A 2037-nucleotide genomic window follows, 5' to 3' on the forward strand; every position below is an offset into this window, starting at 1 on the left:
CAGCTGCGAAGCGCAGCCCGCCAACTCGGCAGAACAACTTTTACGCCGGGACTCGGAATCTAGGGTCCCGGTCAGCTTTCAACCTTTGGAGATTGCAATGCCTTCACCAGCAGCCCAGCCCATCGACCCAACCACGCTTTCGCGCAAGCAGAAGCTCGCGATCATCTATCGCCACACGCACCGCGACTTCAAGGGCCCCGCCGGTCCGCAGTGGGGCGAGCATGCAGGCGAGAAAACCATCGTGGTGAACGAACAGGGCGCGTCAGTGCTGACACTGCTCGAAACGCTCAGCGATGAACAGATCGCGAACCTGCTGCCGTATGCGCTGAAGAAGGAAAGCGAGCGACTGGCCGCAAAAGCGGGGCAGCAATGAACGCGCAGGCTTTGCACATCACGGTTCACGAGCACGGCAACGCCGTGTTCCGCTACCGCATGAAAACCACTGGTTCATCGAGCGAGCGCTACGGCGCATGTGAGGTCTGCAACCAGCACGCGAGCGAAGTATTTCATCTCACGTCGGCGATGCTTTATGACCGGAAAAGCGCCGGCGGCGGCTTCGGCTGGACGCCCTATCACTGCCTCAGCTTGTTCGGACATCGCGAATGTCTGGAGGCGCGGCGCATCGGCCAGCCGGTCATGACGCTGGACGCAGACACGAACGATGCGAATTTCCGCGCTGTCATCAATGGTCGCGACGTGCTGATTGGTCGCGACTGCGAGGGCTTCAAGGTCTACATCGCGGACAGTTACGAAGCGTTGCGTCCGAGCCTGTTGGACGCGTACCGCTTCGCGCAGCATGCGGCGCATCACCCCGAGCGCCGCCGCCCCGTCACGGCCTTCGACTAATCCAGACAACGGGCCGAACGATCGGCCCGAAAGGAACATCATGACTTTTGCTCACGATAGCGCGTCCCAGCACACTGCGGCCGGACCAATGAACATGTGCGATCGCCCACTGGCTGCAGAGGGACTACGGTCCTATCGCTGCAAGGGCGCATTTGGCTGGATCATGATAGGCGCGACGGACGATGACGACGCGTTCCGGGAGGCGCTGCGATCGAGTGATACCGCGAAGCGCGAGACGTTGCAGCGCTGGGACGGCCTCGGGTACGTTGACGTCACGCCGAGGCCTTCGACAGTCGGCGCGGATGCCGCGAAGCGACTGCATGCGCGCCAGTGTCATTACGATCGGCTGCACCATATGAAGCGTGTGCGCGAGTTGATGACGATGGAACTCGACAGCGAGCAAGTGCGTATGTTGCACGCGAGCCGCGCGATTCTGAACGGCGAAGCGCCGGGCACGCGATCGGTTGATCTATCCGACGCAGCTTATCTGGCTGAACTGGACGCGTTCGAACGAGAGGAAGGCGAGCGACGCAGCAAACCCTACTGGGAGCCGGACTGGTCCCTGGAGAGCCAGATCGACAAGGCGTCGAGCGTCGCGGACGCGATGGACCGCTATTACAAGCACGATCGACTCAACCGGCCAGGAGGCACGCGCGAGCGCCTGATTTCGGACCGGGAGATGGAACTCAAAGAAAAGCGCTTCGCATGCGTCGCCAGTCACCACGACTCAGTTAATGGCCGGGTCGTCTATCTGCGATCAATGGGGGACGGCCTGAGCGTCTGGTCCTCGCTCGTGCGCTGACCCACGCCCACCCAAACGCCGGCCGCGAGCCGGCGTTTTCACGTTCGCCGCAGGGCGTCGCTATCGAGCCGTGCCGCTGCACCCTGCGCGCCGGTCCGCTGCGCAGCCCGTCACGCAAGCTGCGATATCGCGGCCCGGTGACCGGACGACTCCGCTCTTGGGGCCACGCCGCGTCCCGCGGACTTGCCCCGGCGCGAGCCATCCCCTCCAGCCTCGCAGCGCTCCTGACGTCGCACCGCTCGGATAGCGCGCTCGCCGCGCGGGGCGTCCTGCCTCGTGCGTGAGCTGCTGCTGCCGACACCCACCGTTCCCCTGGTTCGCCGTCCAGTACCCGCGACCTTAGCTCAGGCCTTTGCCGCGTCAAGGCGCGCGGGGCCGTGTCAGTCGCT

The 2037-nt window shown here is 64.0% G+C and carries 2 protein-coding genes and 1 pseudogene; all 3 read left to right on the plus strand.

All coding sequences use genetic code 11. The annotated features are described in order from the left end of the window. A pseudogene (locus tag NCR35_RS29665) lies at positions 1–373 on the plus strand (hypothetical protein); the annotation flags it as partial. Then, on the plus strand, positions 370–846 hold the full coding sequence (locus NCR35_RS29670; RefSeq protein WP_029672638.1) for a hypothetical protein: 477 nt from the start codon (positions 370–372) through the stop codon (positions 844–846). The pseudogene NCR35_RS29665 and the gene NCR35_RS29670, both read left to right, overlap by 4 nt. Beyond that, entirely contained in the window at positions 797–1648 is an 852-nt protein-coding gene (locus NCR35_RS29675; RefSeq protein ID WP_250537448.1) for a hypothetical protein, read from the plus strand. Before NCR35_RS29670 ends, NCR35_RS29675 begins: the two co-directional genes overlap by 50 nt. The last annotated feature ends 389 nt before the right edge of the window (positions 1649–2037 follow it).

The organism is Caballeronia sp. AZ10_KS36 (genome assembly GCF_023631105.1).
Lineage (GTDB): Bacteria > Pseudomonadota > Gammaproteobacteria > Burkholderiales > Burkholderiaceae > Caballeronia.

Bases quoted from the DNA above. Each gene is read 5' to 3' on its own strand.
- NCR35_RS29675 (WP_250537448.1), top strand. From the start codon at position 797: ATGCGGCGCATCACCCCGAGCGCCGCCGCCCCGTCACGGCCTTCGACT.
- NCR35_RS29670 (WP_029672638.1), top strand. From the start codon at position 370: ATGAACGCGCAGGCTTTGCACATCACGGTTCACGAGCACGGCAACGCC.